Genomic DNA, 25,689 nt, shown 5'->3' with positions numbered 1-25,689 from the left:
CTTAACAGATTCACTTCTCTTATTGGTTATTATTACTATAATATACTTAATATATATAAATCAATATATTATAAACTAACATTGAATTATACCCCCATTAATCGTATAACTTAATCAGAAATAGATCTTATGTGACTCGTATCTTTTCTATACTAATTTATTCTGAAAGGTCGAAAAGCCCTGACGCGTTACATTTGATTTTTTAATTCAACATATTTATTATTCAACTATAATATATCTGAAAATTCGATATTTACCTTTTCAATTGAGCTTTTACCTATTTGATTTACTGAAGTAATTTTCTTACAATATTTACTTTCAACTAGTTCGCATGGAAGATGTATACTAAATTCACTCCCTTGCGATTCTATACTTTTTACAAATATTTTTCCTCCATGTTGTTCAACTAAGGATTTTACAATAGAAAGACCTATTCCACTACCTTCATGACTTCTATTAAGAGATTTATCTACTTGTACAAAACGATCAAATATAGATTGTAATTTATCCTCTGGAATTCCACTGCCAGTATCTTTTATCTTTATACAAACATTATCTTTGTGATCCTGTATTTTTACACTTATACTACCACCTGATGGTGTAAACTTCACTGAATTTGATAACAAATTTAATATAATTCTCTCTATTTTTTCTGGATCTAATGCAATAATTTTTTCTTCTACATCAGTATCAAATATAATTGAAATGTCCTTATTCTCAATATAACCCGCTACAGAAGATACCACTTCTTCAATTAAACTAATAATATCATGATTACTCCTATTTAATGAATAATAACCATTTTCAAATTTTGTTATATCAATTAAATTTTCAATTAATCTTAAAAGTCGATAACAATTTTGTTTCATCATTTTTACATATTTAAAATTGTCCTCAGAAGCACTGTCGCTTAAATAGCTCTTCAACATAATTTCTTCCATCTGAGTAGCTGAAAAAATAACATTTATTGGCGTTCTTAATTCATGGGATATGTTTACAAAAAATTCGGTTTTAATGCGATCTGCCTCTTTTAGTTCATTTACTCTTTTTCTTTTTTCTTCTATCCTTTTTTGTAACTCTTCTTTCTTACTTATCCCCGTAATATCTCTGCTTACCCCTATACTTCCTAAAATGTTTCCTTGAGAATCATAATATGGAGTTTTTAATGTATTACAAAGAACTTGTCTTCCATTCGGATATTTAACCCATTCTTCATATATAAAATGCTCTTCTTTATGAATCATTTTCAAGTCCATTTTCCTAAAATAATCTGCAATTTCTCTTTCAAAAATATCATAATCAGTACATCCAATAATATCTTCTTGATTCATGCCTACAAAATTTTCCAACGCTTTATTACATCCTAAATATACACCATTTATATCCTTATAATAAATCATATCTGGAATTGAGTTAATTAGCGAAACTAAAAGGGCTTCTTTTTCCTGAAACTCCATATAAAGCTTTTTGTATCTTTCTTCACTCTTCTTTAGTTCGCTAATGTCGTGAATAGTACCCGAAAGAATCTTTGGTATACTATGTTCGTCAAAATAAACTTTTCCTTTTACTTCTATCCATAGTTCTATTTCCTCATTTTGACGTGCTATTCTATATTCTTTATTAAAATCTTTCCCAGTATTAATTATTTCTTCAAAATACAAATGAAATTCTTCTCTCTGACTTAAGTGAACAATATTTAACCAATCTCTTTTATTTCTCATATACTCATTGCTAATACCAAGCAATTCGCAAGTAATATCTGAGATAGTCATAACATCATTTTTTATATCATAATTGAAAATTCCAACTTTTCCCACTCGTTGCAACTCATCAATCAGGAAATTATTATTAAACTCCATAATTTATCATCCCATTCCACAAATTACTATTAACAAAACAAATTTGTAAATCAATCGACATTTATACACATTATATATCTATTTTTCTATTTTTTCTATATTTCTATTATAATTATTTTGATTTTTTCGACAGTTACATATACATCTATTATCTTCAGGTAGTATTTGCCAAGCTATATATTTAGTATCTTCATATATAGTTCATAATGCTCATGAAAGATAATTTCCATCTATCTAAGGGGTATTCACTTATGTAGTAATAGTAATATAAAAATGAGATTTTTTATTAATTCTCCATAAATTACATTGGTAAAAACCTCAAAAGTAATTAGACTTCTTGATTTTAATCTGTATAATCAATATTAGGCATGTTTATTAAATATAAAACACAGTTGCCTTAAGTAATCTTTTAAAAAATGGAGGTACTTAATGAATAAGATAAAAAAATATTATATTATATTTCCAATAATCACTGCGATAATATCACTAATTTTCATAATAATGACATCGTTTAATGATAAAGTGGTTAATAAAAGTTATTCTATATTTAAAGAAGATTTAAATTCCGATAAAATATCTACAGTAATAATGGATAAGTCTCCAAAAATGAAAATAATACTTAGTGATGGGGATGAATATTCCACGGATAATCCTTATACTGATACTATAAAGGAAACCTTATTATTAAAAGGAGTAGAAATTAAGGATGAGTCCACACCACCACTATCAAAGTCTATTCCTTCAGTTGTTTTTGCAATATCACTTATTTCAATATTGGCTATCGTTGTATTAAAGGCTAGAAACAATTCATCCATAACATCAATGGACATGGAGGATTTTAGCAAGAATAAAAAAGCCGCTTTAGACTTTGATGCAGTGGCTGGAAATGAAGAAGCTAAAGAAAGTTTAATGGATATTGTAGATTTTCTTATAAATCCTGAGAAATATCAAAAGTATGGTGCGAGAATGCCAAAAGGAGTTATTCTTTATGGGGATCCTGGTACAGGTAAAACATTGCTTGCTAAAGCTGTTGCTGGTGAAGCAGGTGTTCCCTTTTATGCACTTAGTGGTTCTGACTTCGTACAAGTTTACGTTGGTGTTGGTGCCGCAAGGGTGAGAAATTTATTTAAAAAAGCAAAATCTCATGGAAAAGCGGTTATCTTCATAGATGAGATTGATGCAATAGGTAAAGCTAGAAGTAATGATAAAAATGGTTCTAGTAATGGTGAAAGAGATCAAACTCTAAATGCTCTACTAACTGAAATGTCTGGTTTTGGACAAGAAGAAGGTATTGTAGTAATTGCTGCTACAAATAGATTGGACATGCTGGATAAAGCACTTTTAAGGCCAGGCAGATTCGATAGACATATAGAAGTATCATTGCCAGATGTTAATGCTAGAGAAAAAATTATATCTTTACATTTAAAAAATAAACCTCATGCGAATCTTGATGTAAAAGATATTGCAAAGAAAACTACTTACTTCTCTGGTGCAAAATTAGAAAGCTTAGTGAACGAAAGTGCAATTTTAGCCGCAAAAGATAATAGCAATTGTATCACCTCAGCTCATATTGAATCAGCATATTCAATAACTTTAGCTGGTCATGAAAAAAAAGAAAGAAGCTATTTAAAGGAAGAAGACAAGCTACTTACTTCATACCATGAAGCAGGGCATGGAATAGTTAGCTTACTGCTGCTTCCAAACGATAAAGTTTCAAAAATAACAATAATTCCAACTACCAAAGGCGCTGGTGGGTATACTCTAACTATTCCTGAAGATAGAAGCTATCATAGAGTTGATTACCTAAAAAACAAAATTAAGGTTTCACTTGGTGGTAGAGCTGCCGAAGAAATAATCTTTGGTAAGGACAAAATCTCTACTGGAGCAGAAGGGGATATTTCCCAAACCACTGATATTGCTTTAAAAATGATTACCGAGTATGGTATGGGTGAAACCCTAGGTCTAATAAAACTTTCAAGTGTTGGTTCTCTTTATAGTAGTTTCGGAAATCCTGTTATTGAAGAATGTAAAATGCTTGTAAATACACTATATGATGAAACCTTGGAACTCTTAAGAGAAAATAGACATCTACTTGATAAGATAGCCCTAAATTTATTGGAAAAAGAGACTTTATATGAAGATGACATTAAAGAATTAACTATTTAGCAACGCCGCATAAATATTACATCGATAATGGACTTCAAAAATAGTACTCTGTAGATTCAGAGTACTATTTTTTATCGTTTATATTTTTATATATTGATGCTTATAACATATGTTTTAAAATAAAAAACAATATGCAACCAATCGATTACATCTTTTATTATATTTAAGAAGAATAATGAAAAAATTTTTTTTACAATCATTATTATACTCACTTAATCTTAACATTATCTGAATACAACTATAAAAAGCAGCCAAATTAATGACTGCCTAATAAAAAAAGATTATGAGGATACCAACTTAAAGGGATATGTTGATATCATTTACAGAACAATTATAACATATTACGACAAAATAATCTATAATTTACTTTTATATTTTTCACTAAAAACTTTTCTTCCCTTATTTACTGCCTCCACTCTATTTTTCACTCCTAATTTGGAGTATATATTTATTATATGAGTTTTTACTGTTGAAATAGATATAAATAACCTCTCTCCGATTTCCTTATTACTTAATCCATTTATCAAAGCTTCAAGAACTTCCATCTCTCTTGAACTTAAAACTTCATTTTTATCTTTTATTCCTATTAAATCACAAAGTTTACTTACAAATTTGTTATTATCATTATCTTTCAGCAATTCTTGGTAAAACCTTTGTATAACTTCTTTTAAATATTTTCTATTTACGTAAAAAGGAAAAAATATCTCTTCCTCTCTTGAATAAAAAATAACTTCTTTTAATATATTTAAACACTCTCTCGTATTATCAGATTTAAATTTATTTATTAGTATTAGTTTCCACGTTAAAGAGTATACAAGAGAATATCCTACACCATTCTTTCTGCTAATAAATACAATTTTATTAAATTCATTTAAACTCTCCTCATATTTACCAATCTCAAAAAGTACTACCCCATAAGCTATTCGTATAGTATCTAAGTAAAATGAATTCTTGTACTTTTTTTCATATATATTAATAAACTCATCATACTCTAGTTTCTTTACCCTTTCTTCTGACGATAATAATCTAATCTTTAATGCTAACATTTGAATATATGCATAGCTTTCCTTGTCTTGTTTATGAAAATCACTTAATATTTTTTCACATTCATCAATTTTACCTTGAATATATTTAATTTCTGCTAGATTATAATCGATTCCAATAGCTAAATTCTCCAAAACTGCACTCCCACTAAAATCCTTTAGCATTGCTTGTGCTTCATTTATTAATTCTTCTGCTTCTTTATCCATAAGCTTCTTTATATAGACGCCTGGCAATCCTACAGTCCTAAAAATGGTAAGACAAGATTTATAATTTTTATTTCTTATACTTTCATTTAACTCCTTATAACCAGTTAAGCTCTCATTTAACTTACCCATAACCTCTAATAAAGAAACTCTATTATAATCATATATTAAATTCACATAACTATTACTTAACTCTTTATTCGCTTTTTTTATTAATTCCATCATCTCTAATGCTTTTGTACATTCGCTAGCAAATCCTAATGCCCAAGAGGCAAAAATATAATAAATAGTTTTAGTAAGTATATTTAGATTTTCATCAATTTCTTTTGGCAATTCAAAATAACAATCATCTACAAATGAATTGTTTAATACTAGTGAAAATATCTTAATACAATTTAACATTTCATTATTTATACTATTATCTATTGAATCTACTATAAGTATACATCTTTCATAATCCAAATTTAGATAGCTATAAAACAAAGATATATACGCTAGATCTACACTTTTGCTACAGTATTCTAACGGGAATTCGTTCAGAACTTTAGTAGCCACAATATTGTGGGCATTTTTTTCGATTATCTTTAATGCATATTCGTATTTTTTATAATTTATCAGAATGCTTAGTGCATCATCATAATTTTTATCATCTATTAATGAAGATGTTAGTTTTCCTATTATTTCATTCTTAGTACTTTCATCATAATTATCAAAAATCTCCATTAAATACTGTCTTAAAATATTATGATATCTATATATATTTTTTTCTTCATCTATGGTAATAATGAGCATGTTCTTTTTAATTAAATTTTCTATTATTTCAGTAGCATCTTTATTATCTACATTCTTATAAATACTATGATTGAAATAACTTAATGGCGAAGTTTTGACTAAAAACTCTATTTCATCTTGTGATAAACTATTGATAATCTCTCTATTCATATATTCTATAAACAGTTTATTTCCTTTTGGTATATTTTTAATTGTCTTATTATTATTTAATACCGTTAATAGGAGTTTAATTGCTCCTATCCACCCTTCTGTATTTCTATATATTTCTTTAATAATCTTACTATCAATAATTTTATTAGTAGTTTTTCTTATAAACTCTTCGGTTTCTTCTAAAGTAAGATTGAAATCCCCTGAGTTTATATTAACTATTCCGCCTTTCATAAGGATATTTCCCAAATATAACTTAATATCATGTCTTGAAATCAAAATATAGTGTACATTATCTGATGAATTGACTATAAAATATTCAATTGTTTCCATAAGAAATTTATCCTCTATATAATGAAAATCATCTAATACTATAAATAATTCTTCTTCGATTATAAGCTCGTTTATTAAAGACAATATTAATTCAAAAATATCTTCTCTATTTACTAACGGATTTATCATATCGATATAGAAATTTAAATCTACAATATTTCCTTTTAACCCATGCAAGATATAAGTCCAAAAATATGATAAATCATCACTTTTTTCATCTAATGAAAGCCACATATAATTTTTCTTTTCTCCAACATAATCCGAAATAAGGGTACTTTTACCAACAGCAGCACCACCTTTAACTACTGTTAATTTATTTTCTGTTATTGCATTGAGTTTATTTTGTATATTTTGATTTCTTCGGAATATATTATCAATTTTACTTTTGGGTCTTATTAATCTTGTATAAAGAATATTCTTCATCTCATCACCCTTAATAGTTTATCTAATGTGTATATTTTACCATATTGTTTAAATAAAGCTATATCTTCTCATCTTATATTTTATTATTAAGAATGAACTTACTATCATAACTATTGAAACCAAAATAACACTTGCTATATCAGTATAATTGCTAAACTTCCCATTCTCTAAGGAAATTGTATACTCTAAAATATGCTTTTGAGGCATAATGCTGCCGAATAAACTCACTAATTTGTTGTTAGATATAGTGAAAAAACTTCCTGAAAGTAATGTCGTTATAACATTTATCATCATTCCTAACATGCTGGCACTCTGCATTTGCTTTGTAACTGTAGACATAAGCAAACCGAAGGCTGAAGAAAAAAGTGATAAGACAAATATTATTAATATGAGTTCTACGCTTGTTACTCTTGTATCTAAATCAAGTATTACCCTAGATAATATAGTTATTGTGACCGTAGGAACAAAAATCATTAAAAACACCGAAATAAAGTGGCTTAGTATATATTGTACATAAGTTATATTTGTGCTTATTATCCTTCTTGAAATTCCTTTTTTGTCATCAAAGAAAAATCTATAGAGTAACACTCCTAGTGCAATTATAAACATGGTTATAAATCCAACTATATTAGATACTACGCCCCTCTTCTCACTATCTTCATTAGTAATTCTTTCTCCATTTGCCAATCGCTCTATCTTACTTTTAAAATTATCACCTTTTATTGTATCAACTATCACTTTTCCATTTTCAAAAGATATTACTGCCTCATACTTATTTTTTACTAAATCTGAAAGAGGTACTTTATTTTCAAGTCTTGTAATATTTACCTCATCACTATTAAGATTAGCGCTGTAATCTCCGATAACTCCTATATTATATTTGGCAACAAAACTGCTTGAAAAATATATTGCAATTGCAATAATTATTGGTGTTATTACAATGGGCATTACCAGGTATGATTTATTATTTATCATTCTATATAAAATTCCTTTTATAATATTTATCATTTATATTCTCTCCTCTTGATATATAAAAAACTTTTGAATATATAAAGTTTAAAACACTTAATCCTTCTCTCTCAGATCCAAATTCTATCTCCAATATAGAATTTAGGCCTATATATAGTCCTCTGGTTTATAGTTTACATGCATAACTATAATGCTTATTATTGATAATAAGATTAATCCCCAAATTATAATTATGTAATTTTCAAAACTCTTATCATAAATCACATTGAAAGCTGAATTTAAAATCCACTTCATTGGAGATAAATTCGATAAATCACTAACAACTTTCCCTAAACTATCTACCGGAAAAAATATACCTGATAGCAGTGCCAATATACTTGCTACATTAGAAAGAACCATATTGGTTAACTCCTCAGTTTTAAGAATCACACAAACCGCTCCGCCAACTGTGACTGTAAAAAAAAGAAACACCATGAATAACACTAGTATATATATAAAGTTACTACCACCAAAATTAACAATATTAAAATAATTCATTATCAGCATATGAATTGAAAAGCTAATCCCCATAAATAGATATGAACTTATTATCTTAGACATATATATTGATATCCTTGATACTGGAGCATAAGCTATTCTAATATTTCCTTGTCTTAATTTATTCTCCATAAAAGTATTTGGAGTTATTGTAACTGATGAAATGATTAAATACATCATCATGGTTACTCCATAAAAGTCATAAGACGTAACACCGTCTCCCCCATATAGACTAGAAAGAATAAAGCCAAACATACCAATCAATAGCCATGGATATATTACACAAACAGTTACAATAACCGGTGTTGTAATTAGATTTCTGAAATCTTGTTTAATAAGTCTCCATAAAATCATCTTTTTCGCCCCTAATCCCTTAATTTTTTTCCTGTTAATTTAAGAAATATCATCTCTAAGTTTCCTTCTTCGCTTGTTATATGGCTTATTTTAAGATTTCTATCTACTAGACTTAAAATTATTTTATCTAGATTTTCTATTTCTTTTATAGTTGTTATACTAAAACAATTATCCGTAAATACTACTTTTTGAATTCCTTCAATCTCATAAAAAAAGTCATACTTAAATTTATTTTTATCCACATACTGGAAAGAAGTTGAATCGATATATATCTTATACATTCTTGTATTCCTATAACTTTCCATAAGTTCAGCTAGAGTTCCCTCTGCTATCTTAGTTCCGCTATCCATTATTACTACTCTATCAGCTATTTCTTCAACTTCTTCCATATAATGAGTTGTATATATAATAGTTGTTCCACCTTCTCTTAACTTTTTAATTGATTGTAGGATATGATTTCTTGATTGAGGATCAATTCCCACAGTAGGTTCGTCTAATATTAAAATTTTGGGCTTATGAGCTATTGCACAAGCTATATTAAGTCTTCGTTTCATACCACCAGAAAAAGTTATTGGTTTAATGTCCTTTTTATCTTCTAACCCTACCATACTTAATGCTTCTAAAACTGCTTTTCTTAGTACTTTACCACTTAATCCATATAAAGATGTAAAGAATTCAACATTCTTATATGCAGGGATATCTTCAAATATAGCTAGTTCTTGTGGTACAATACCAAGCTGTGATTTAATCCACTTTCTATTTTCTTGTATATCTCGTCCAAAGAATTTAATTTCTCCTTCATCATGTTTTAGTATTGTAGAAAGAATATTTATAGTAGTACTTTTTCCAGCACCATTCGGTCCTAATAAACCTAATATTTCTCCCTCATATAAATCAAAACTTAATCCATTAACAGCTTTATTTTCTTTATAATACTTCTTTAAATTTTTAACTTTTAAAATTGCTTCCATAATTTTCACCTCTGAGAATATAATACTCTTTAATCCTATGTGTTGTAATCAACCATAAGGTTGATTTAATGGTTGATTAAATTGAACCAACTTAGTTAAAGAAAAACAAAAAAGCATCCTCTTGATGATTTCAAAAAAATTGATCCAGAACTAAAATCTGAAATAATATGAATTATTTAAATATAAATTTTGTAAAAAACTTAAAAATAAATTGGAAAAATTTAATGATAATTTAAGATTATATTAAGATATGGCATTAAATGTTATGGTAAGATAAAACCCATGATACTTATTTAACAAATGTGTCATTTATTATTAGGGGGGAAAATTAAATGAAAAAAAGTGTAAAAAAAATTATTGCAATAGCTCTTACAGTCAGCGCCTTTAGTGCCGTTGTACCTGTGACAAGCTTAAATTTAATGACTACAAAAGCTTATGCATCAACAGGTGATTTGACAAGTGTTAAATTAAAAACCTCTTCTGGAAGTAATACAATAAAAACTTATAGTGACGATGATTATAAAAGTAAACATGAAATAGATGATAATGATTTCGTTTCAGGTGATACTTATTATGCTAAGACTTCATCAAAGAAAGTTAAGATAAGCGCAGATGGTGTTAATTCAAGTCTTATTAGAGTATTTAAAGGAACATCAAGTTCTTCTAAAGGAATAAAAATAAGTAGTTCTATTGATTTATCATCAAATTCAACAACACTTACAATTAGAACATACAGCGAAGATCCAGGCTCAAATATAAAATATAGTGATACATCAAAAAAAGTTAGTGAATATAAAATTAAAGTTAAATGTACATCAAGTTCATCTTCAGATGATGACGACGATAATGATAATGTATATCTAAAAAGTATTTCTTTAAGTGATGGAACTTTAAATTTTTCAAAAAGCACTACAACTTATAATGTAAATGTCTCTGATTCAGTGAAAGAAATCAAAATAACAGCAAAGCCAGATTGTGATAGTGATGAATATGATGATTACGATGTTAAAATAGATGGAACTACAGTTGATGAGGATGATAAATTTAAAAAGTCAGTAAGTTTAAATAAGGGCAAAAATGAAATAAAAATAACGATTGAAGATAATGAAAATAATAAAAAAACATACACCTTAAATATAACTAGAGCTAACTCTAGTACAAACAACACTAATACGAATGCAAATTCCGGAAATACTAATACACCAATGCCAACAATAACGGTAAAAACAAATCAGTGGGTCTTATTAAACGGAAGATGGCAATATAATGATTCTATAGGCATACCATTAAAGAGTCAGTGGTTCTTCGATAGAAATCTTTCAAAATGGTACCATCTCGGATCGGATGGAAATATGCAGACTGGATGGATACTAGATGGTGGGAAATATTATTATTTATATTCTGATGGTTCAATGGCGGCTAATACCAAAATTGGTAGTTATAGTGTAGGATCTAATGGCGCTTGGATTAAATAATGGAGATTTTTACTATAATTTAGTTTAGACTTAAATTAATATTTATAAAATAATTTTTCTGTATAGTTCATATTCAATAGAAGTTGGATATGAACTATACTTATTTTTATTATTCATCATATGGAATTATTGTTTATGCTTATATTAGTCTCATATATTATAACTTTGTGTTCTTTTTTAGTTTTCCTTCTTGCCAGATTTTTGATTTTCCCTTCCTGGTATATCAGATTTTTTATCTACAGGATTTACATTAAACTTTATTTCCTTACCATCTGAAGTTGCTATTATCGTTCCTTGTAAATCTGTTCTAAACACATTAATGTTTTTTCCTTTAAGTCTATCTATTGTTTCTTTATGAGGATGACCATAATCATTTCCTTTTTCACAACTTATAATTGCATACTTTGGATTAACTTGATCAAGAAATGCTTGTGTAGTTGATGAATTACTCCCATGATGTCCAACTTTTAAAACGTCTGCTCTGATATCTAATTGCTTTCCTAATATCTCTTTTTCTGAGACATCCTCTGCATCCCCCATAAATATAAAGTTTTTATTACCATATTTTAATTTAATAACAATAGAATAATTATTCATATCTTCGTATTTACTGCTATTAGGCGCTAAAAATGTTAAAGTAGCTTTTCCTACATTAAGCTCATCCCCAACTTTAGGTACATTTATTTTTAAATTCTTTGACTTTAACGCCTTTACCATATTTTCATAGGTTTTAGTAGTCGCTGTGACCTTTGGAGCGTAAAATGTTCTAACGTTGCAATTGTTAATAACATCGTCCATACTTCCAATATGATCTTCATGAGGATGGGTTGCTATAACATAGTCTAATGAAGTAATTCCAATTGATTTCAGGTAATTTAAAGCTTTTTTATCACTCGTACCTGCATCAATTAAAATATTCTTTCCATCAATCTGTATTAATTCTGAATCACCTTGTCCAACGTCAATATAATGTATCTTTAAATTTTCTTCTTCAACAAGCTTACTATTATTTCCACATGAGACTAAAAATAATGTACACAGAAACGCTAGTAATAAACATAAATTTTTTTTATTTTTTCTCATTTAAATTTCCACCTCACATACTACTAATTGTATATATATACATTCTTTTGTCAATAATTCAAGTGAAACATAACCTTCCCCATTAAAAGAATTATTCCACTTAAGTTATATTTAACTCCTTTAAGTTAATTGGTAATTTCTAAAGATAGATGGCTTAAGCCATCTATTTTTGGGCTTGTTTTTATCTATAGTATTTTGTTAATTTACAAAATTAATTTTAGCCATTCAATTTATATATTTTATCAACTATAATTCAAAAAAGATAGCATTATACCAGGATATAACCCATTAATGCTATCTTTTTCTATTTATTATATTATTATTTTAATCAACCATAAACAACATAATTATTTATTTTTTAATGGAAAATATAATTCTGCTGTATCTTCAGTAATAGTTTTAAATTCATATCCACTATTTTTATAAAATTTTATTATTTTTGGAAGTGCTTGGCATGTATTTCTGTTCATATCTGTGCAATGCATCAATAAAATAATATTATTCATCTTATCGCTTCCCTTTATAGCTTTTCTGTATAAGTTATATGGAGAATCCTGCGGGTTTAATCCATCACAATTATCCAAATCCCAGTCATATACCCTAAAATCATTCTCGTGTAATTTATTTAAATAACTTTTACTTAAATGCTTACAGCTTCCACCCGGAAATCTAATAATATTTGGTGAAATTCCAACTACCTTCTGTATTTCACTTCGACAATCAATCATCTCTTGAATAAATTTATCTTCATCACAATAAATTCTTCTGAAATTATGAGTATAAGTATGAAGTCCTATACTATTTCCCTCATCATATATCCTTTTTACTACGTCTTCCTTGCCTTCAATTTGATTGCCAATTAAAAAGAAAGTTGCATTTACTTCATTATCTTTTAATATATCCAATACTTTATTAGTAACCTTATAGCTAGGTCCATCATCAAATGTTAGATATATTATTTTTTTATTTTCATCAACACTACAATCATTTTCCGAGCAAGGCTTATTCTCTGCCGCAAAAATACAATTGTTATTCTCATTAATTATTGAAGTAATTAACAAGCTAAAAAAAATAAATATAATACACTTTAGTTTACTTTTCACTTTTTTCCTCCTATGTACATTAGTTTTTTATAGTAGAAGTTCTTAGTTCATATTGTTTGCATTTTTACTTTTTTTATTTATAGAATTAATCATATACCTTCTAATAAAAAATGCAGCCATAAAAAATATGACTGCATTTTTTAGAATATTTACATGTTCTCTACCTTCATGGCTCTCATAGCATTTAATACTGCAAGTAGTGCTACTCCAACATCTCCAAATACTGCTTCCCACATAGTTCCAAGTCCAAAGGCTACAAGAACTAATATTATAACCTTAACACCTAAAGCAAAAACTATATTTTGCATTACTATGCTTCTTGTTTTCTTTGCTATCTTTATAGCTGAAGCAATTTTTGAAGGTTCATCTGTCATTATAACAACATCGGCCGCTTCAATTGCAGCATCTGAACCAACACCACCCATCGCTATTCCAATATCAGCTCTAGCTAAAACTGGAGCATCATTTATTCCATCTCCTACAAATACTATCTTACCTTTAGGTGATTTTTCTTTAAATAAAACTTCAAGTCTTTCTACTTTTTGGTCTGGTAATAATTCAGCATGAACTTCATCTAATCCTAATTCTTTAGCAATTTTAGTTCCAACAGTTTTATTATCACCTGTGAGCATAACTGTCTTCTTAACTCCAATATCTTTTAATGCTTTTATTGCTTTTACTGAATCTTCTTTTACCTCATCAGAAATAACTATATATCCTGCATATTTTTTATCTATAGCAACATGCACCACAGTACCAATAGTTTCTACTTGCTTATAAGTTATATTTTCTTTATTCATTAATTTATAATTACCAGCCAGTACTTCTTTACCGTCCAGAATAACTTTAACTCCATGACCTGATATTTCTTCATAGTCTTTTATTTTATCTCTGATTATTTCGCTTCCATAAGCTCTTAATATAGAAGTTGCTATTGGATGGTTAGAATAATTTTCTGCATAAGCCGCACAAGCTACAAGTTCATCTTCTGAAATATTATTTTCTGGTTTTATTTCTGTCACTTTAAATATACCTTTAGTAAGTGTTCCAGTTTTATCAAATACAACCATTTCAACATCATTTAAAGCTTCAAGATAATTTCCACCCTTAACTAATATTCCATTTTTTGACGCTCCGCCTATTCCTCCAAAGAAACCAAGAGGTATAGATACAACTAAAGCACAAGGACAAGATACTACTAAAAATGCTAATGCTCTATAAACCCATTCAGAAAATGTTGCGCCATCAATTACAAGTGGTGGAATTGCTGCTAGTGCCAAAGCTGCAAAAACAACAGCTGGAGTATAATATCTTGCAAACTTTGTTATAAAGTTTTCTGTTGGAGCTTTTTTACTGCTTGCATTTTGAACTAAATCTAGTATCTTTGCAACTGTAGAATCTCCAAATTCTTTTTCTACTTCTATTGTTAAAAGTCCGTTTTTATTAATAACTCCACTTAAAATACTATCTCCAACTCCTACTTTTCTAGGAACTGACTCACCTGTTAATGCAGCAGTATCAACCATAGAATTTCCTTCAATTATTTTACCATCTAAAGGAACTTTCTCACCTGGTTTAACTATTATAACATCACCTATCTTAACTTCTTCTGGATCTACATTTTTAATCTCATCATTTATTTTCAAGTTAGCGAAGTCTGGTCTAATATCCATCAGAGCTGAAATAGATTTTCTTGAACGATTAACCGCCATATCTTGGAACATTTCTCCTATTTGATAGAAAAGCATAACAGCAACACCCTCTGGATATTCACCTATTGCAAATGCACCAATTGTTGCTATACTCATTAAGAAATTTTCATCAAACACTTGACCTCTGCGTATATTTCTTAAAGCGCCTAAAACTACTTCTCCTCCTATGAGTACATAACTTATCAAATACAATACTAGTTCTATTACACTTGGAAACTTCATAGCAGTTGCTACTCCAAAAATCAAAGCACCAATAGCAAATCTAATTATTTCACTCTTATTATTCTCTTCTTCTGCTTCTTCCTCTTTGCTTTTTAATGAATTATTTTTATCGTCAATAACAACTACTTTTACATCAGGTTCAATTCTTTTAACTAAACCTTTAATATTATCTATAATAGCATTTTGTTTTGAAGAATCTTCTATTTCTATAATTAGTTTTGTTGATATAAAATCTACTAATGCTGATTTCACACCATCTATAGTATTTGATTCTCTTTCAATTTTAGCAGCACAGTTGCCACAACATAATCCTTCAAGTAAAATCTCTTTTCTTAAAGATTTTTCTATTACTTTTTCTTTTACTTTAACATGGGGTTCAATACTTGTTACAATATTAGTAACAACTTTTATTAATTCTTCTATCCCTGTAATTTCTTTTATCTCTAATGTTAAAGTTTTAGTAAGAAAATTTACATTGGCGGAATTAATTCCTTCTAATTCATTTACTTTTTGATCTATTTTAGCTGCGCAGTTTGCACATCCAAGTCCTTCTAAAATAAATTCTTTTTTTATTTTTCGTACATTATTTTTATTCGATAATTGAGCTTTAACAGGACTGCTAGCTATTTTTATATTACTTGCCATAATTTATTCCCCCAATCAAACTATTTTTTCTCTGATATATGAATCAACCCCTGATCAAAAATACTCTTAACATGTTCATCATCTAATGAATAATAGACTACTTTACCATTCTTTTTGTATTTTACGAGTCTTGCTTGTTTCAAAACTCTTAGCTGATGTGAAATAGCTGATTGAGTCATTCCAAAAAGTGCTGCTATATCACAAACGCACATTTCCGCTTCAAATAGTGCACATAATATTTTTATTCTTGTTGAATCACCAAGAACTTTAAATAAATCAGCTAAATCATAAAGAGTCTCCTCTTCAGGTATGGATTGCTTAACTTTATTAACTATATCTTCATGAATTATCGTGCAATTACAAATTTCAATATTATTATTTTCCACACTCGTCACCTCTTCGCTTGAACATATGAATATCTATTCATACGTTTATTATATGCAAAGTTCATTTACTTTGTCAATAGAATTGATAATTATTTTCAGTTTTGCCAAAAGAAAAATTTAATCTGATTAAATATGATATACATTAATTACCCTTGATTCTCTAAAATTATTTAAATTCATAACTATTTTCCCCTTATATTTAATTCTAAACAATTAATAATAGAATTTCTTTCGAAGCCATCATTCTATGTGGCTTACCTATTATAAAATGTGAACTCAAAGGACTGATATAATATATACAATTGAATAGTATCAAAAAGAAGTAGGACAAACCTATATATAGTATTTCGTCATTTTATCAACACAAGATATTGTGTTTTTGGTTTAAATATATTAAAATAATAGTATCTTTTTTATTTGCAGATATTATAACTAGAAATAATAATAGGATACATAAGTAATTTTTAGGACCTTATACAGCAAAACTGGAGGAATATATATGAATGTAATATTATCAGAAGCATTTTTAAACAAATATAGTGAAGCAAAAAATAATCCCTTAAGCAATATAGGTGAATTTGTTTATTTAAGAACTTACTCAAGATATTTAGAAGATAAAAAAAGAAGAGAAAATTGGTTTGAAACTGTTCTTAGGACAACAGAATATAATATTGAACTTGGCATAAATTTCAAAAAGAAAAATGGATTAAACATAAACTGGCAAGATGAAGTAAGGGAGGCTGAACTTCTATTTGATAATTTGTTTAATTTAAGAACTTTTACTTCTGGAAGAACTCTTTATATGGGAGGAACAGATATTGTAAAAGAATATCCGCTTTCAAACTATAACTGCTCCTTCACAATGATTGAAAAATTTCATGATTTTGTTGATGTATTTTACCTTCTTATGGTTGGCTCAGGTGTAGGTGTTAGAATTGACAAAGAATTAATTTCTAATATGCCTATAATAAGAAAAGTATCTCTAGGAGGCGAGTATTCCAAGGATGTTCATAAATATATGCCTAAAGAATACATGGAGAATACTAAGCTTATTTTGGATAAAAATGATTCTTCCCGTGCAACTATAAAAATTGGCGATAGTAAAGAAGGCTGGTGTAATGCATTAGAAACTTATTTTAATTTAGTTACATCTAAAGAATATATAAATATCAAAAAAATAATACTTGATTATAGCTATGTTAGACCTGAAGGTGAGCGACTAAAAAGATTTGGCGGAAGAGCTTCTGGCCACAAATCGCTTAAGAGAATGTTTGAAAAGATTAACAAAGTTTTTGATAGACTTACAGATGGCAGCTTAAAATCAATAGATGTCCTTGATATATCAACTATAATTAGTGAAAATGTGGTTTCTGGCGGTGTTAGACGAAGTGCGATGATGATTATTTGCGATGAAGATGATAATGATGTTATCAATGCTAAAAGCAACCTTTATAAAATAGTTGATGGAAATTGGATTGAGAACTTAGAAGTTTCTCATCGAAAAATGAGTAATAATTCTGTTTTATATAAAGAAAAACCATCTTTAGATAAGATAAAAGAAATATTAAATTCAATAAAAATAAACGGCGAACCAGGATTTATTAATGCAAGTGAGGCTAAAAAGAGAAAAGCTACGTTTAAAGGGTGTAACCCATGCGGCGAAATCCTCCTTAATTCTCATCAATGTTGTAACTTATCTACAAATAACTTAGTAACTTTTGTGGATGAGAATAATAGATTAGATATTAAACATTTAGAAGAAATAATAAAATTATCTACAAGAGTGGCTATTAGAATGACTTTAGTTGATGTTGAATTACCAGACTGGAATGAAGTAATGCAATCAGATAGAATTATCGGAATTTCATTGACTGGTATGATGGATATGGTTAACAAACTTAACATGAATTATGACGAACTAGGTCCGTTACTTAATAATTTAAGAAATGTAGTTAGAAGTGAAGGTATAAGATATTGTACAGAACTTGGAATTTCGACACCTGAGCTTATGACTACAATAAAGCCTGAGGGATCCCTTTCTACTCTACCATGTGTAAGTTCTGGTATACACTATTCCCACTCAAATTATTATATTAGAAGAGTTAGAATTTCTACATCTGATCCTCTATATAAAATGATAGATAAACTAAAATGTTACCCTATTTTTAATGAGAATGGTCAACCTGATGAGAATTGTACAACAAAAGTTATAGAGTTCCCAATAAAAGCTCCTGAAGGTAAAACAAAATATGATGTTGGAGCTATAGAACAACTCGAACTATATAAATTATCAATGTTAAATTGGACCGATCATAATACGTCAATTACTGTACATGTAAAAGATGATGAATGGGACGCTGTTGCAAATTGGTTGTATGAGAACTTTGAGTATGTAGTTGGAATAACGTTCTTACCATTAATGGATGAAACCTACCCTCTTCTACCTTATGAATCTACAACAAAAGAAGATTATGACGCGCGTATAAAAAATATTAAACCAATCGACTATGAATTATTAGCAGAACTTGATGATGATGAAGAACATGAAATAATTGATAAGGAATGTGCAAATGGAGTTTGCCCAATACGATAATGTATAAAATTTTGTTGTAAAAAACTAATAATATATTTAAATACAATAATAAAAAGTTTTAGCCTGCCTCTTAATACTAAGATACTGGCTAAAACTTTTAATCATTTTATAATTTTAATGATTCAATATAATCCAACATTTTCAAGATATACTAAATAATTAAATTTTCTACTCAAGAATTATATTTTAACGTATATGTATTTCAACTCACAATATTACTCCACTAAGTAAATTGTAGTCTTTTTTCTTCCGAATTTTACTGCTTCTTCATAAGTTGATACCCACACATCTATTACGTATGTACCATCTTTCTTAATTTTAATTGCTCCACCTCTATCTTCAACATCAAACATACCATCGGCTTTATAATTTTTTAACTCTGGAATATAAATTTTACTTCCAAGAGGTATTTTTGATGGAGCCGCTATAACACCTATTCTCGTTTTAGTCTGCATCGCTGTTTGTGATTCCCATTGTCCTGAACATCTAGGATCATTTGAGTATGCAGTTAATTCGGCTTTAATAGGTTTACCTAAAGTTTTTTGAGTTTCTTGAGATTTTTCTGACAACATTTGAACCTTTTCAGGCTCTTTTAATGCTTTATCTATATTATTATTTGATACCGTCTCAGTATATTTTTCTGCTGGATTCTGATTCTCATTAATATCAGAATTATCTATCTTAGAACTTTCTTCGTATTTGCCTGCAGCAAATTTATTTATTACAATGTTTTTTGTCCCCATATTGAAATAATCTGTTCCAAGACTCATTAAACATATTGCTAATACTATGTGTACAATTAATATGTTTCATCTTAATTTATTAAACACCTACAACCACTCCTTGTGTTTTATTTGTAGCCTCTATTGGTTTGATATTTATACTACATTAGTCACCGATATGGTATTTGATTATTGTAGACTATGAATTATATAATTGCAAAAGTAATTTCTGTTATAACTTGATAAACTTTTCAGAATTTCATATAAAACGGCTATTTATAACAGTTATCTACATATATTATGGTAATAAAGTCATAAATTAATTAGCTACAAATAAATGAAATGCTGTTGAATATTCTAATAAAGCATCCATTTTTTAGTGTCATATAATTATAAATATAGCTTGTACTTAATTTATAATTAAGTACAAGCTATTAATTCCAAACTTTAAAATCCACATATACCTTTATTTTATAAAATAAACTTTTCTATTTCTAAAGCTACTCCATCATTTTGTACCGTATCTGTAATTTTCTTAGCATAACTCTTAACATAATCTTCGGCATTGCCCATTGCTATTCCACATCCAACAGAAGATAACATTTCAATATCATTTTTTCCATCACCAAATGCATAACTATTCTGTACTGGGATATCTAAGTAATCAAGTACTTTTATAATTCCTGAAGCTTTTGTATTTGATTTTGAATACAATTCAAAAGATCCTTCTTTCACATTATGAATATAATCATAATCTCCTTTACCTAATGATAAGCAGTAATCTACTCCGCTTTTATCACTACATAACATTTCAATTTTATATATATCAACATCTCCAATATTATAATTCCCCTCTAAATATTTCTTAGATATGCTAAAGGAATCATAAAATGAATGCAGCTCTTTATACTCATCTTTAATATAAGAATATAATTCTCCTTGCAATATATGTTGAATATTCAACTTTTCAAAATTGCACACCATCTCTTTAATAGAATCCTTACTAATACTTTCTTTATATATACATTTTTCCTTAACCTTTACATATGCTCCATTTGTAAGAACAAAACCATCAAAACCAAAATCGCATATAACTTCATTCAAAAAAGCATATGGTCTACCCGTCGCAATAAACACATAATCCCCATTTGATTGCAATGAACGTATAGCTTTTTTTACTCTAGGAGTAATATCTATTATTCCATTTAAGCAGTCTAATATAGTTCCGTCTATATCAAAAAATATTGCTCTTTTCATATTTGCATCCTCCTTTTATAACAATTCGTTCTCACTTAGTCTGTTTTGTTATAGTTTAATATCATTTTATCTCATTCGTTCTCATTTGTCAATTGATCTAATTGCATTCTAATACATATATTGTTAAAATAGAAATAAACAATAACAAATTGGAGGAAACTATGTTTATCGAAGAAAGACACAAACATATTTTAGATATATTACAAAAAGAGGGAAAAGTATTAGTTAAAGATTTAAGCACACAATTTCAGGTTAGTGAAAGTATGATCAGAAAAGATCTTCAGGTTCTAGAAAAGGATAATTTACTTCAACGTACTTATGGAGGTGCTATTAATATGAAGCGCACCATAGCACATAATGAGAGTTTATTTAAAAGAGTTGAAATTGATACAGATTTAAAAGAAATTATTGCAAAAAAAGCATATGAACTGATAAATGAAGGAGATACAGTATTTTTAGATGCATCAAGCATATCATATTTTCTTACAAAATTACTTATAGAAAATAATAAAAATATTACTTTAATCACAAACATGGTTGAAATATCATCAATGATTCAATTAGATTCGAAGATGCATGTCATTTTTATAGGCGGAGATTATAATCCTCTTGTGGGCGGAAATATAGGTTCTCATTCTATCGAACAAATTAAATTATATAGATGTAACAAGGCATTTATTGGATGTAATGGGATTGACCTTAGAGATGGCAGTATTAGTACTGGGCTTTCTGAAGATGCAGGAACGAAAAAAGCTATTATGAACATATCAAAGGAATTATATCTAATGGCACCGAGTGAACGATTCAACTTAGATGGAATTATTAATTTTTCAAATATAACAGATTTTTATAGCATTATTACAGAATCTCCACTAAGTAATACAATAATGGCTTTGCTCGAGCAATATAATGTAAGATTAAAATAACTTTGAAAATTTATGTATAATGAGGGTTGAATATTATGAACTATACTTCAAGCTACTAGTTTGAAGTATCTTATTCAATTTCACAATCATTTTATGTTAATCTCATTTTTGTTGACATGCAGTAGAATTTTAATTATAATAATTTAAGTAATTTATAGTGCTCGTATGACGAATTGGGGAGAGCCTGCAACACACGCAGCGCCGAAGGTGAAGTCGCAACAAACTCTCAGGCAAAAGGACCGAATTCTGACGAAACTCTGGAAAGTCTAATGACACCCAAGAAGCAATCTTTTGATTTGAAATACAGAATAAAATAAAGAAGCGTACAGCTAGTTATTTTTTGAATGTAAAAGTTATAAAGAGAATCTTTCAGGTACAATAACAGAGGCGAATTGTTTTATGCAATTCGCCTCTTTTTATTGTGCGTAAAATACAAATTGGAAGGAATGATTTATTTATGTATGATATAGCCCTACTAGAATATCTAGGTATCTTTGCCTTTGCAGCATCTGGTGCTTATGTTGCAATAGATGAAAAATTTGATTTATTCGGTATATATATGTTAGCCACCATAACAGCCATGGGAGGTGGTGTTCTTCGTGATATTGTTACAAACGTTGGGATTCCTTTGTTTTTTTCAAATTACACGACCATCCCTTTTATTATATTGGGGGCAACAATTCCTATTATACTTCGTGGTAAAGTGAAATATAATACTTTATTCGTCATAATAGATGCAATAGGACTCTCTGCTTTTTTTGTTTCTTCTGGAATTAAAGCGATTGAAAGAGGACACAATCTTATGTTATTCCTATTTGCTGCAAGTATAACCGGCGTTGGCGGCGGACTGCTTCGAGATATAATTACAAACAGAAAACCTGAAATATTTAAAACTGATATTTATTGTGTCGCTGGCATTTTAGGTTCACTCTTATTATGGTTCTTGTATCCTGTCATGGGTACTCATGTTGCACAACATATATCATTAATTACTATCTTTTCTATCCGAATGATTTGCTATATGAAAAAATTAAACCTTCCAGTCATTACAAAACTTTAGATTTAATCTTTATGTCCTAAAACAGATTATTTTTTACTAATCTGTTTTAGGACAAACTATTTCTTATAAATCGTCCCAATAAATTTTCTCCAAATTCTCATCTATTTTAGAATGTTTATCAAATAATTTTATTATGACCGCTGATAACACAAATCCAATCACTCCACCTATAATTTCTGATGTTTTAGTAGAAACTTCAATGAAATTCCCAATATAACTACCTATAAACGCACCTATAAATATAGCAATTATAGGAAAAATAAAAATCATGAAAGCTGCTAATAACATATTAGTTTTTTTTCTTTTCAACCGAATTTTATTATTCTTTTCATCTGTTTTCTCTTTCTTATTATCAATATTCATGTTCATCTTCTCCTACAATAATGAAATTTATTTTATACAAGAAATTAATGAAAGACTATGAATTATTAATTCTCTCAATTTTTTATCTACTACTTTCTTTTAATATAATCATATTTTCAAATTTTACATATTATTCTCTTGATTCATCGTATTTTTATTTTGTGATAACTAAAAATTCAAAAGCTTAAAGTAGCCATAAACTGCTTTAAGCTTTTGATTAATAATTTCATAAACTTTAAAAGTAATGTCCCACTGCATGATATATTTATTTATTGTTTATACCATCTGTATTTAATTATCTACTAACATATTAACTGTTATTACTCTATCACTACCTAATATATACTTTGCAGTCTTATATAAATATCTATCTTCTGTAACTAATATAAACTTTTCATCTAAGTAGCACGCATACAAAAGTAACAAATCGTTTTCAGACAACTTTTCTGTATTATCAAAATAAGAATCATCTTGACTAGAGTATTTTAAATCTAACATTCTGTAGAATTCCTTGATATTCCTCTCATCAACCTGTATAATACATTTAAGTAATTTACAAAATCTTTCCGATAATATTCCTTCTTTTTTATAGTCTTTCCATTTTCTCAAAATAAGTTCTTGGCTCACTTCTCTTAATATTTTAAGCTTATCTTCTTCTATAAGTCTATCAATAACAAAAGGATGTTGTTTCCAAAGCAATATTATAACATTAGTATCCAACAAAAACTCACTCATATTCATTACCCCTATAAATTTTAATATATATTTTCCTTTATTATACTTCCATAAAAGCAAATAAGTATCCTTACTCTACAAATATTGCTGATAATATTAATATCATTTTTATCATATTTTAACATTAAATCCTTTTCATTTCTACTATTTCTTTATTATTATTTTATAGATCTAATTAGTTTTATATCATGAGAAATGAATGAAAATCAAATAAATTCATACTAATTTTTTTACTTTAAAACCTAACAGAATACTATTTATTTTTTATACAAAAAAAGATAGTCAACACAACTATCTTTTGTAATCATTCTGCAACGTTCTACTTACCACACAGTCTTCCATTCTGTACTAAAAACCTTAGCGATCCTGTTTAGAACAGGAATGAGTTTTGCATTACACAGGTCCTAATATCTTTTGGACTTCAGCTTTTGTCAATGGCCTATGCTGACCTCTTTCCAGTGATTCATCTAGAACTAATCCTCCAATTGAAATCCTCTTTAAATATACAATATAACATCCCACTGCCTTTAACATACGTTTCACTTGATGTTTACGTCCCTCTGAAATAGTAAGATATCCAGAAATAACTGGTTGCTCATACTTCTTTGAGTCAATATTATATAAATTTTTAATAGGCATTTCACCTTTGAGTTCATTATACATTCCAAATCTTTTTACTTGTATTTTTGCAGGTTTTGTAAACACTTCATTACTACCTTGTCCAATATCAATTCCCTGTTCTAATCTTTTCTTTTCTTCTTCATTTAAAGAACCAAATGCCCAAAAGAAATAAGTTTTTTCAACATGCTTTTCTGGAAACATCAATTGATGTTCAAACTCACCATCATTTGTAAGTAGCAACAAACCTTCTGTATCTTTGTCCAATCGGCCCACATGAAATACTCCATCCATATTTATACCATTGAAGAAATCAAATACTGTTCTATTAACCTCATCAGTTCTTGCTGTTATATAGCCAGCTGGTTTATGAAACATATAGTATACTTTTCCAGTATAACAAACCACCTTATCAATATATTCAATAACATCATAATCTTTATTAACTTCTACTGCTGGCTCATTTTTCACATCACCGTTTACTTTTACCATTCCATCTTTAATATAGTTTCTAACCATTTTTCTATTTCCAATAGAAGACTCGGCTAAAAATTTATCTAATCTCATATATTACTACTCTTCCTTTGTAAAATCTCTTTTATTGCTCATTTAATAAGTTAGTTTCTTATTATATAATAAGACTTCTATTAGTATATCATAAACTTATCTAAACCAATATATTTTGGGTAAAAAATCTTATTTCCATATTCCTATCCCCAATTATCCATGGCCACCATTAATAAAATCCTCATATATACAAATAAAAATAAACTTACCTTATATTATTGCAGCTAAATTTGTTAAAATAGTATTTATCAATAAAATAATTATACGTTAAATTTTAATACAATATCATGTATAGTTAGTTTTTTAACACACAAAAATAAAATTCAGAAAATTCTCAACAAACACTTGAATAGTGAGTAACACATTGTTATAATAGTTAATATAATAATAATAAAGTATTTCTATATTTTTTTCAATATTATTG

At 28.1% G+C, this 25,689-nt stretch carries 19 protein-coding genes and 1 riboswitch; of the genes, 5 read left to right on the top strand and 14 right to left on the bottom strand.

Annotation, left to right across the window (positions count from 1 at the left end; translation table 11 throughout):
• Positions 1 to 227: 227 nt before the first annotated feature.
• On the bottom strand, positions 228 to 1,859 hold the full coding sequence (locus tag D2A34_RS11525; protein ID WP_119366698.1) for a sensor histidine kinase: 1,632 nt from the start codon (positions 1,857 to 1,859) through the stop codon (positions 228 to 230).
• 429 nt (positions 1,860 to 2,288) lie between these two features.
• Between D2A34_RS11525 and D2A34_RS11520 the strand changes: the two genes are divergently transcribed.
• The gene (locus D2A34_RS11520; protein WP_119366697.1) at positions 2,289 to 4,025 is read left to right on the top strand and encodes an ATP-dependent metallopeptidase FtsH/Yme1/Tma family protein; all 1,737 of its coding nucleotides are present in this window, start codon (positions 2,289 to 2,291) and stop codon (positions 4,023 to 4,025) included.
• Between the two features lie 356 nt (positions 4,026 to 4,381).
• Here the strand turns inward: D2A34_RS11520 and D2A34_RS11515 are convergent, their stop codons facing one another.
• From D2A34_RS11515 to D2A34_RS11500, 4 genes are all read right to left on the bottom strand, one after another.
• A complete protein-coding gene (locus D2A34_RS11515; protein ID WP_119366696.1) occupies positions 4,382 to 6,967 on the bottom strand; it encodes a LuxR C-terminal-related transcriptional regulator in 2,586 nt (861 codons plus the stop codon).
• A 48-nt stretch (positions 6,968 to 7,015) separates the two neighbouring features.
• Entirely contained in the window at positions 7,016 to 7,975 is a 960-nt protein-coding gene (locus D2A34_RS11510) for an ABC transporter permease (protein WP_119366695.1), read from the bottom strand.
• A 108-nt stretch (positions 7,976 to 8,083) separates the two neighbouring features.
• The gene (locus D2A34_RS11505; RefSeq protein WP_119366694.1) at positions 8,084 to 8,827 is read right to left on the bottom strand and encodes an ABC transporter permease; all 744 of its coding nucleotides are present in this window, start codon (positions 8,825 to 8,827) and stop codon (positions 8,084 to 8,086) included.
• 11 nt (positions 8,828 to 8,838) lie between these two features.
• Positions 8,839 to 9,798: an ABC transporter ATP-binding protein gene (locus D2A34_RS11500; RefSeq protein ID WP_119366693.1), complete on the bottom strand. Its 960-nt coding sequence runs from the start codon at positions 9,796 to 9,798 to the stop codon at positions 8,839 to 8,841.
• A gap of 332 nt (positions 9,799 to 10,130) precedes the next feature.
• Here D2A34_RS11500 and D2A34_RS11495 point away from each other — a divergent pair, with 332 nt between their 5' ends.
• Positions 10,131 to 11,273: a cadherin-like beta sandwich domain-containing protein gene (locus D2A34_RS11495; RefSeq protein WP_119366692.1), complete on the top strand. Its 1,143-nt coding sequence runs from the start codon at positions 10,131 to 10,133 to the stop codon at positions 11,271 to 11,273.
• Between the two features lie 177 nt (positions 11,274 to 11,450).
• Here D2A34_RS11495 and D2A34_RS11490 read toward each other — a convergent pair whose 3' ends face one another.
• The 4 genes from D2A34_RS11490 to D2A34_RS11475 form a co-directional block, all read right to left on the bottom strand.
• Entirely contained in the window at positions 11,451 to 12,356 is a 906-nt protein-coding gene (locus D2A34_RS11490) for a ComEC/Rec2 family competence protein (protein WP_119366691.1), read from the bottom strand.
• Between the two features lie 347 nt (positions 12,357 to 12,703).
• Entirely contained in the window at positions 12,704 to 13,378 is a 675-nt protein-coding gene (locus tag D2A34_RS11485; RefSeq protein WP_376747038.1) for a polysaccharide deacetylase family protein, read from the bottom strand.
• 230 nt (positions 13,379 to 13,608) lie between these two features.
• Positions 13,609 to 16,038 (bottom strand): heavy metal translocating P-type ATPase, encoded by a 2,430-nt coding sequence (locus tag D2A34_RS11480; RefSeq protein WP_119366690.1) that lies wholly within the window; start codon positions 16,036 to 16,038, stop codon positions 13,609 to 13,611.
• Between the two features lie 20 nt (positions 16,039 to 16,058).
• A complete protein-coding gene (locus D2A34_RS11475; RefSeq protein ID WP_079439237.1) occupies positions 16,059 to 16,424 on the bottom strand; it encodes an ArsR/SmtB family transcription factor in 366 nt (121 codons plus the stop codon).
• Positions 16,425 to 16,923: 499 nt separating this feature from the next.
• On the opposite strand from D2A34_RS11475, the gene nrdJ reads away from it, so the two are divergent.
• Positions 16,924 to 19,017, top strand: coding sequence for a ribonucleoside-triphosphate reductase, adenosylcobalamin-dependent (nrdJ, locus tag D2A34_RS11470; protein ID WP_079439238.1), 2,094 nt, complete (start codon positions 16,924 to 16,926; stop codon positions 19,015 to 19,017).
• Between the two features lie 215 nt (positions 19,018 to 19,232).
• Here nrdJ and D2A34_RS11465 read toward each other — a convergent pair whose 3' ends face one another.
• Positions 19,233 to 19,787 carry a 3D domain-containing protein gene (locus D2A34_RS11465; protein WP_079439239.1) on the bottom strand — a complete coding sequence of 185 codons (555 nt, stop codon included), beginning with the start codon at positions 19,785 to 19,787 and terminating at the stop codon, positions 19,233 to 19,235.
• A gap of 423 nt (positions 19,788 to 20,210) precedes the next feature.
• A complete protein-coding gene (locus tag D2A34_RS11460; RefSeq protein ID WP_079439240.1) occupies positions 20,211 to 20,996 on the bottom strand; it encodes a Cof-type HAD-IIB family hydrolase in 786 nt (261 codons plus the stop codon).
• A 161-nt stretch (positions 20,997 to 21,157) separates the two neighbouring features.
• On the opposite strand from D2A34_RS11460, the gene D2A34_RS11455 reads away from it, so the two are divergent.
• Positions 21,158 to 21,922 (top strand): DeoR/GlpR family DNA-binding transcription regulator, encoded by a 765-nt coding sequence (locus D2A34_RS11455; protein ID WP_119366689.1) that lies wholly within the window; start codon positions 21,158 to 21,160, stop codon positions 21,920 to 21,922.
• A 165-nt stretch (positions 21,923 to 22,087) separates the two neighbouring features.
• Positions 22,088 to 22,174: riboswitch (glycine riboswitch) on the top strand.
• Between the two features lie 169 nt (positions 22,175 to 22,343).
• Positions 22,344 to 22,982, top strand: coding sequence for a trimeric intracellular cation channel family protein (locus D2A34_RS11450; protein WP_242966004.1), 639 nt, complete (start codon positions 22,344 to 22,346; stop codon positions 22,980 to 22,982).
• Positions 22,983 to 23,045: 63 nt separating this feature from the next.
• Here the strand turns inward: D2A34_RS11450 and D2A34_RS11445 are convergent, their stop codons facing one another.
• The 3 genes from D2A34_RS11445 to D2A34_RS11435 all read right to left on the bottom strand — a co-directional run bounded on the left by D2A34_RS11445 (position 23,046) and on the right by D2A34_RS11435 (position 25,265).
• Positions 23,046 to 23,345 carry a SoxR reducing system RseC family protein gene (locus D2A34_RS11445; protein ID WP_079439243.1) on the bottom strand — a complete coding sequence of 100 codons (300 nt, stop codon included), beginning with the start codon at positions 23,343 to 23,345 and terminating at the stop codon, positions 23,046 to 23,048.
• Positions 23,346 to 23,636: 291 nt separating this feature from the next.
• Positions 23,637 to 24,080: a PIN domain-containing protein gene (locus D2A34_RS11440; protein WP_119366688.1), complete on the bottom strand. Its 444-nt coding sequence runs from the start codon at positions 24,078 to 24,080 to the stop codon at positions 23,637 to 23,639.
• Between the two features lie 393 nt (positions 24,081 to 24,473).
• Positions 24,474 to 25,265, bottom strand: a complete 792-nt coding sequence (locus tag D2A34_RS11435; protein WP_079439245.1) for a pseudouridine synthase — start codon at positions 25,263 to 25,265, stop codon at positions 24,474 to 24,476.
• Positions 25,266 to 25,689: the final 424 nt, after the last annotated feature.

This window comes from Clostridium chromiireducens (assembly GCF_003575225.1).
Lineage (GTDB): Bacteria > Bacillota > Clostridia > Clostridiales > Clostridiaceae > Clostridium > Clostridium chromiireducens.
The sequence above is the reverse complement of the archived record's forward strand: the minus strand, read 5'-3'. Positions and strand labels throughout refer to the sequence as shown.

Bases quoted from the DNA above. Each gene is read 5' to 3' on its own strand.
- D2A34_RS11520 (WP_119366697.1), top strand. From the start codon at position 2,289: ATGAATAAGATAAAAAAATATTATATTATATTTCCAATAATCACTGCG.
- D2A34_RS11440 (WP_119366688.1), bottom strand. From the start codon at position 24,080: ATGAGTGAGTTTTTGTTGGATACTAATGTTATAATATTGCTTTGGAAA.
- D2A34_RS11515 (WP_119366696.1), bottom strand. From the start codon at position 6,967: ATGAAGAATATTCTTTATACAAGATTAATAAGACCCAAAAGTAAAATT.
- D2A34_RS11495 (WP_119366692.1), top strand. From the start codon at position 10,131: ATGAAAAAAAGTGTAAAAAAAATTATTGCAATAGCTCTTACAGTCAGC.
- D2A34_RS11525 (WP_119366698.1), bottom strand. From the start codon at position 1,859: ATGGAGTTTAATAATAATTTCCTGATTGATGAGTTGCAACGAGTGGGA.
- D2A34_RS11510 (WP_119366695.1), bottom strand. From the start codon at position 7,975: ATGATAAATATTATAAAAGGAATTTTATATAGAATGATAAATAATAAA.
- nrdJ (WP_079439238.1), top strand. From the start codon at position 16,924: ATGAATGTAATATTATCAGAAGCATTTTTAAACAAATATAGTGAAGCA.
- D2A34_RS11505 (WP_119366694.1), bottom strand. From the start codon at position 8,827: ATGATTTTATGGAGACTTATTAAACAAGATTTCAGAAATCTAATTACA.
- D2A34_RS11455 (WP_119366689.1), top strand. From the start codon at position 21,158: ATGTTTATCGAAGAAAGACACAAACATATTTTAGATATATTACAAAAA.
- D2A34_RS11490 (WP_119366691.1), bottom strand. From the start codon at position 12,356: ATGAGAAAAAATAAAAAAAATTTATGTTTATTACTAGCGTTTCTGTGT.
- D2A34_RS11445 (WP_079439243.1), bottom strand. From the start codon at position 23,345: ATGAATATTGATAATAAGAAAGAGAAAACAGATGAAAAGAATAATAAA.
- D2A34_RS11500 (WP_119366693.1), bottom strand. From the start codon at position 9,798: ATGGAAGCAATTTTAAAAGTTAAAAATTTAAAGAAGTATTATAAAGAA.
- D2A34_RS11435 (WP_079439245.1), bottom strand. From the start codon at position 25,265: ATGAGATTAGATAAATTTTTAGCCGAGTCTTCTATTGGAAATAGAAAA.
- D2A34_RS11465 (WP_079439239.1), bottom strand. From the start codon at position 19,787: ATGAGTCTTGGAACAGATTATTTCAATATGGGGACAAAAAACATTGTA.
- D2A34_RS11480 (WP_119366690.1), bottom strand. From the start codon at position 16,038: ATGGCAAGTAATATAAAAATAGCTAGCAGTCCTGTTAAAGCTCAATTA.
- D2A34_RS11460 (WP_079439240.1), bottom strand. From the start codon at position 20,996: ATGAAAAGAGCAATATTTTTTGATATAGACGGAACTATATTAGACTGC.